The organism is Flammeovirga sp. EKP202, assembly GCF_014534745.1.
Classification (GTDB): domain Bacteria; phylum Bacteroidota; class Bacteroidia; order Cytophagales; family Flammeovirgaceae; genus Flammeovirga.
In genome coordinates this window covers 72,400-79,258 of sequence record NZ_JACVVP010000035.1, presented here as the reverse complement: position 1 = coordinate 79,258, position 6,859 = coordinate 72,400, and the positions used below count along the sequence as shown (strand labels likewise).

Genomic DNA, 6,859 nt, shown 5'->3' with positions numbered 1-6,859 from the left:
TGTAAGTTCAAATGTGAATACTCTACAGGAGGTATATCTTTTTCTTTTAAATAAATTTGTAGTTCTGTTGAACTGTTAGTGTAGTCTTCTATTTCGAAGTAATCTAACATCCCTTCAGGGAAAAATAAGGCTAATAAATCGTCATTCATAACATGACAAAGATAACAACATTATGTTTTTTGCCCACTTTTTGTTGTTGACCCGGTTTTCTTCTAATCACCAATCCATTCCCATTTGTACGGTCCTTCATCAGAATAAAATACTGCCGGTATTCTATCTGAACTATAAAACATCACAACCTCCCTCGTTGGTGGATTCACTTTTTTACCTTCAGAACCATAACTGACTTTTACATTCTCTGATTTCTCAACATAAAACGTAGCTATACCGCTTAAGTCATCCTCTATATTTTGAAAAGTAGAACCTGCTCCTAATACAAGGTACCATTCAGGATTACACTCTTTTAATAAAATAAAACCTTTCTTTTCAGTCACCACATGTTCAATACGTAACATATAATCACCGCAACTTCCATCGGCAGCAGCGTTTAATTTTAAAAAGAAAGGGTTGATATCAGATATAATTCGATATTGATCTGATAAAGATTTCATGGTACTAAGTACCCCACTAGGTAAATGGTTTGGCAAAGTAGTTTCAAAGCCTGTCATCATTTCATTGCTACGAAGACTAGAGCGTTTAGTATCCAACTCTTGGATGACTTGTGGTAAACTATCATTTTCTCGTTGAAGATTCACCAAATTATTCAAGGACTTGAGTTCTGTATCTTGCTCTTTCAATTGATTTTGAAGAGAAGCATTATTCTCATTTAATGCCTTTATCTGTGATTGATATTGAGTAATCTCTTCTTTGGAAGAACCACAAGAAATAAGAATAAAGAAGAAGAATATATAAATATGTTTCATAGTTGATTTCATAAGTAGAGTGAAGAAAATTAATCTGCTTGTCCGTAAAATTTAAACTCACCATCCTCTAAGTAAGCGACAGCCGAACTGAGATTGGAGAAACTTACATAAATCACTTGGGGAGATTTGATCACTGGTTCAGGTTCACCTTCTCTAATCCATACATCTCCTTTATTTACAACTGATACAGCAAGTGTTCCATACATATTGTCTTGACCGAAATTATCTTTGTTTCCAGCTCCTAATACATAATGTTTTTCAAAGTCACCACCCATAAAAATGGCTAGTCCTAGCTTCTTATTTTCTATGTTTTCAATAAAAAGGGCATAGTCCTCCATTTCATCTTCATTAAAATGACCTCTCACATAAAAAGGATTAACAGCTGGAGAAATACGATAAGTATCGGAAAGAGACTGAAATGATTTAAATAATTTTCCAGGCAAATTAAATTCTAATAATGTTTTAAACCCTTCTGGATCTACTTCCTCTTTATTAGATAATTTATTTATCTCTTTTTTGTAGCTTCTGTATACCCTATTCAATGAATCATAGGTATTTCGCATTGCACCTACATCCCATTTTTCAGTCACACCTTTCAATGTGTTTATTTGAATTTCCTGCTCCTTCACCTGACTTTCTAAAGCAAGATGTGTAGCGTTTAATTCGGCGACTTCTTTTTTGTAAGATTGAAGTTCTTGTTCATGATTTCCGCAGGAGAAGAGGAAAAGTAAGAGTATAAAGTTTGTATATGTTTTCATAGTAGCTGAAAGTCAAAAAATTCCATTTATACACCTCAAAAAGTTTGCCTTAAAAAAGATCACATCATAAAAAAATCGCATGTGACATCTCTTTGGATGAACACTTGCGATATATTGTTATTTTATTTTGTGACTTGAATTAATAAATTATTCAGAACCTCTTTCAGTTCTCTAAATCGTTCTTCTTTTTTAATAGTATACGCTAAATCTAAAAATTCAATCAGATGATCTTTATGGGCATCCCTAATAAATGAAGCTTCAAACACTCCTAATGAAACATCTAATTTCATAATTAAATCCTCATAATACTTTAATTCTTTGAAAGCTTCTTTTCTATTTTCCTTGTTTTGATCTTCTATTAATGCGATTTCTAACGCATCTATTAAAGTTGTTTTTAGTTCCATATCGTCAGTTGGTTTATTAAATGGGACATATAATTTACGACTAAAAAACTTTAATTGCAATATGAGAGGGATTACTTCTAAGAAGCGGGGAGCAAAATATGGAGTTTGAGGGCTATTATTACATAACCATATCGCAAGTGTTAAGCGACAACGTCACTTGTGATTATAACAAAGTTGATTATTAGATCTGCTCTTTCTTCAACTCCATAATCTCTTTTTTAATTCTCCTTATTATATCATTTACATCTGCTGAAGTCGAAGATAGATTTAATCTTCTTGGTAAACCATTTACAGGTTTTACTATTAAAAACCTGAAATTCCTATTTCTATAGAAGGATGCTCCGCCAGCAGCATTGGCTGTTGAAAAATCATACGCTAAGTCTTCAATATCAATTAAATTAACAACCTTTCTATCATTATGAAAAATTGCCCCATCCCTCACTTCAAAAATATATTTCCTTGAGCTTTTATTTATCAATTTAATGGCAATAAATAGAGATATACCGTAAGAGACAAATCCTAATATTACACTTACAACAATATTATTCGAAAAATAAAAAACACCAAAACCAATGGCTATGGGTATAATGAAAGAAAAACATAAGATTTGTAAAATGGAACTGTCGTTTGCTAATTGAATTTTTAAAGCACTCATCTTTTATGTTTGTTAATTGTCACAATAGTTTACTTACAACAAAGTACTAATTCAATTTTAAATTTGAAAAGGTAACACCCTAACTGGTTCAAGTCTTAAGTCGATAGACGTGACTTGGACCTAGCAACTGTAAAAAGTCTGTAGACTTTTAGATCATATTAGAATTTCTATAAGTCTTCAGACTTATAAAATAATACAAACACAAGTCACGCCTACGGCTTAAGACTTGCGCTAGTTATGATGACCGTCTAAAAGCACAAAAAAACGGGTAACATCTCTGCTACCCGTCTTCAATATCAATATGTAAACTAAGATTACTTGCTTACTTTTAATTTTACTTCTACACCGTCAAGGTCAAGAACTGTTGCATCTGCTACTGAATCCTCAACAGTAAATGATACTGCTTGAGTTTCCTCACAAATGTACTTCTTGAATGATTCAAAAGCACCGTTGACTAAATCATCACCTTTTTCAGCGACGATATTAATTTTATCTTGTACTTCTAAACCAGTGTCTTTACGGATGTTTTGCACACGGTTTACAATATCACGAGCGATACCTTCTTTCTTCAACTCTTCTGTTAAAGTGATATCTAATGCTACTGTAATACCTTGATCTTTAGCCATTGACCAACCTGGGATATCATCCGAAGTGATCAATACATCCTCGATTCCAAGAACTACTTCGTTTCCGTCAACATCAAATGTGTAAGAACCTGCTGATTCAATTGCTTTGATGTCATCTTGAGACATTTGGTTGACAGTCTTCGCGATGCCTTTCATCAATTTACCGTACTTTCTACCCAATGTAGCGAAGTTTGGTTTGATGTGCTTCACGAACATACCTTCATTTTCTTCTGTCAAGAACTCGATCTCTTTGATGTTCACCTCATGAGCAATCACTGCTTCAACTGCTTTGATTTGAGCCGTTACTTTAGCGTTTACATCTGGAATCAAGATACGTTGCAATGGCTGACGTACTTTCAATTTATCTTTCTTACGGATTGAGTGCGTAAGAGATGAAATTACTTGTGCCAAGTGCATTTTCTCTTCTAAGTCGATGTTGATCAACTCCTCATTTACTTGAGGGAAGTTGGCCAAGTGTACTGACTCTGCTTTATCTTTTCCAGTTGCTGCATTTAAGTCTTGGAATAAACGATCCGAGAAGAATGGAGCGATTGGCGACATCAATACTGAGATTGTTTCCAAACAAGTATAAAGCGTTTGGTAAGCGGCAATCTTGTCAGAAGCATACTCTCCTTTCCAGAAACGCTTACGGTTCAAACGTACATACCAGTTAGACATGTCTTCGATTGTGAACGTTTGGATCGCTCTTGCTGCTTTTGTTGGTTCGTAGTCGTTTAATGCTGCGTCTACTTCTTTCACCAACGTATTCAGACGTGATAAGATCCAACGGTCTGACTCGTGGCGCTCTTCCATAGGCACTTCAGCTTCTGAATACGTGAAGTTGTCTAAGTTCGCATAAAGCGAGAAGAACGAGTACGTATTATAAAGTGTTCCGAAGAACTTACGTTTTGTTTCTTTTACGCCCTCAAGGTCAAACTTCAAGTTATCCCATGGGTTTGCATTAGAGATCATGTACCAACGTGTAGCATCCGCACCATGCTCATCCATTGTTTCGAATGGGTTGATCACGTTACCTAAACGCTTCGACATTTTAGTACCTGTCTTATCTAATACAAGACCATTTGAAATTACGTTTTTGAACGCTACGCTGTCTTGTGTCATACCTGCAATAGCATGCAATGTAAAGAACCAACCACGTGTTTGATCCACACCCTCAGCAATAAAGTCTGCAGGGAAAGATCCGTCAAAAACTTCTTTATTTTCAAATGGATAGTGCCATTGTGCATAAGGCATCGCACCTGAATCAAACCAAACGTCGATAAGGTCTAATTCACGAGTCATTGGCTTACCGCTTTCTGACACTAAGATAATATCATCTACATACGGACGGTGCAAGTCAAATTCCTCCGTCAATTCACCGCTGTCAGTGATGTACTTCGGATCTCTTGGCATTACACCTGCCGCTACTGATTTCTTTACTTGCTCTCCTAATTCTGCTACTGAACCGATACAAATTTCTTCGTTACCGTCTTCAGTTCTCCAGATAGGAAGAGGTGTACCCCAATAACGTGAACGAGACAAGTTCCAGTCTACTAGGTTTTCTAACCAGTTTCCGAAACGTCCTTCACCTGTTGCTTTTGGCTTCCAGTTGATTGTTTTGTTCAATTCAACCAAACGATCTTTTACAGTAGTAGTACGAATAAACCAAGAATCCAATGGATAGTATAATACTGGCTTATCAGTTCTCCAACAGTGAGGGTAACTATGGACATATTTCGCTACTAAAAACGCTCTATTTTCCGTCTTTAATTTAATCGCTAAACGAACATCCATTGATTTGTATTCCTTCGCACCAGATACTTCGTCTTCCTCGTACTCTGCTTTCACGAATTGCTCACCAAACTCTCCCATTTCTTTTACATAGCGACCTGTTTTGTCAACTAATGGAAGTGGATTGCCTTTTTCGTCAAAAACTACGATTGGAGAAATACCTGCTTGATTAGCGACTCTCTGGTCATCTGCACCAAAAGTTGGAGCGATATGAACGATACCTGTACCGTCTTCAGTAGTTACATAATCGCCAGGAATTACTTCAAATGCTTTTCCTTCAGGTTTTACGAACTGTAATAATTGCTCGTATTTTACACCTACAAGGTCAGCACCTTTATATTCACCTACTACTTGAGCAGGAACTAATTTTGCACCTTTTTCATACGCATCGAAGTCTGCATCCAATTGCTTCTTCGTCACATAAGCATTCAAACGATCTTTGGCTAAGATCACTGTGATTGGCTCATGTGTATACGCGTTGTAAGTCTTCACTTGTACATAATCGATCTTCTCACCTACTGCCAAAGCGGAGTTTGAAGAAAGCGTCCAAGGCGTTGTCGTCCAAGCAAGGATAAATACATCACCGTGTGCACCTTCAAAAAGTGAAGCTGACTTATCGTCTTTTTCTACTTTAAATTGTGCAGTAACTGTAGTATCCGTTACATCTCTATAACAACCTGGCTGGTTTAATTCGTGAGAAGAAAGACCAGTACCTGCCGCTGGAGAGTAAGGCTGGATAGTATAGCCTTTGTAAAGAAGATCTTTATTGTATAATTCTTTTAATAAGTACCATAGAGATTCCATGTACTTCTTGTCAAATGTGATATACGGATCATCAAGGTTCACCCAATATCCCATTTGCTTTGTCAATTCATCCCATTGCGATTTGAATTCCATTACAGTTTGCTTACAAGCTGCATTGTAATCATCAACAGAAATCTTAGTACCAATATCCTCTTTTGTAATGCCTAATTCTTTTTCAACTTTCAACTCTACCGGTAAACCGTGAGTATCCCATCCAGCTTTACGCTTTACTTGAAATCCTTTTAATGTTTTGTATCTATTGAAAAGGTCTTTTACAGCACGGCCCATTACGTGGTGAATACCAGGTGCACCGTTTGCTGAAGGAGGCCCTTCATAGAAAACATGTGATGGATTGCCCTCTCTTGTAGAGACAGACTTATCGAAGATATTTTGCTCTTCCCAATATTGACGAATCTCTTTATTCGCCGCAACTAGATCAAGCCCTTTGTATTCCTTAAATCCCATTGATTATAGAATGAAATTGTCTAATTTTTTTTTGCTTTGCCTGTACACAAGGGTACAGATCACGCAAATATCGTAATTTGTTTTTAAATCAGAAACTAACTTTTGATGATCTTCGATATTATTTACAAGAAGGGATTAATATTCAAAGAAATAGTGATTTTTTATAGAATCTATTTCTTTTAAAAGTGAGTGGTGTAAACCTTCAGGCTACTACTTTCAAGCTTCCTTCTTCTTCATTTTTGTCTTGAAGCAAAAAATTCAAGGCTTTAAAGTCAAAGGGAGTTGGCATATTGCAAACTAAGTTTTCTTTATTTGTTCTATTTAGAAATCAGGAGATTTCTGATGATCTGTTGGACACGAATGACGCTTTCGCTTAACATTCGCGCCAGTGGGCTTTCTACCATTTTTAGTTTAGTAGCACTCCCCCGGCCTT

General features: G+C 36.1%; 5 protein-coding genes. All 5 read right to left on the bottom strand.

Annotation, left to right across the window (positions count from 1 at the left end; all coding sequences use genetic code 11):
* Positions 1-212: 212 nt before the first annotated feature.
* The 5 genes from IC221_RS19710 to ileS all read right to left on the bottom strand — a co-directional run bounded on the left by IC221_RS19710 (position 213) and on the right by ileS (position 6,426).
* Entirely contained in the window at positions 213-923 is a 711-nt protein-coding gene (locus IC221_RS19710; protein WP_188170605.1) for a hypothetical protein, read from the bottom strand.
* A gap of 29 nt (positions 924-952) precedes the next feature.
* On the bottom strand, positions 953-1,681 hold the full coding sequence (locus IC221_RS19705; protein ID WP_188170604.1) for a hypothetical protein: 729 nt from the start codon (positions 1,679-1,681) through the stop codon (positions 953-955).
* A 122-nt stretch (positions 1,682-1,803) separates the two neighbouring features.
* On the bottom strand, positions 1,804-2,085 hold the full coding sequence (locus IC221_RS19700; protein WP_188170603.1) for a hypothetical protein: 282 nt from the start codon (positions 2,083-2,085) through the stop codon (positions 1,804-1,806).
* A gap of 181 nt (positions 2,086-2,266) precedes the next feature.
* A complete protein-coding gene (locus tag IC221_RS19695; RefSeq protein WP_188170602.1) occupies positions 2,267-2,740 on the bottom strand; it encodes a hypothetical protein in 474 nt (157 codons plus the stop codon).
* A 314-nt stretch (positions 2,741-3,054) separates the two neighbouring features.
* On the bottom strand, positions 3,055-6,426 hold the full coding sequence (gene ileS, locus IC221_RS19690; protein WP_188170601.1) for an isoleucine--tRNA ligase: 3,372 nt from the start codon (positions 6,424-6,426) through the stop codon (positions 3,055-3,057).
* Positions 6,427-6,859: the final 433 nt, after the last annotated feature.

Bases quoted from the DNA above. Each gene is read 5' to 3' on its own strand.
- IC221_RS19710 (WP_188170605.1), bottom strand. From the start codon at position 923: ATGAAACATATTTATATATTCTTCTTCTTTATTCTTATTTCTTGTGGT.
- IC221_RS19705 (WP_188170604.1), bottom strand. From the start codon at position 1,681: ATGAAAACATATACAAACTTTATACTCTTACTTTTCCTCTTCTCCTGC.
- IC221_RS19700 (WP_188170603.1), bottom strand. From the start codon at position 2,085: ATGGAACTAAAAACAACTTTAATAGATGCGTTAGAAATCGCATTAATA.
- IC221_RS19695 (WP_188170602.1), bottom strand. From the start codon at position 2,740: ATGAGTGCTTTAAAAATTCAATTAGCAAACGACAGTTCCATTTTACAA.
- ileS (WP_188170601.1), bottom strand. From the start codon at position 6,426: ATGGGATTTAAGGAATACAAAGGGCTTGATCTAGTTGCGGCGAATAAA.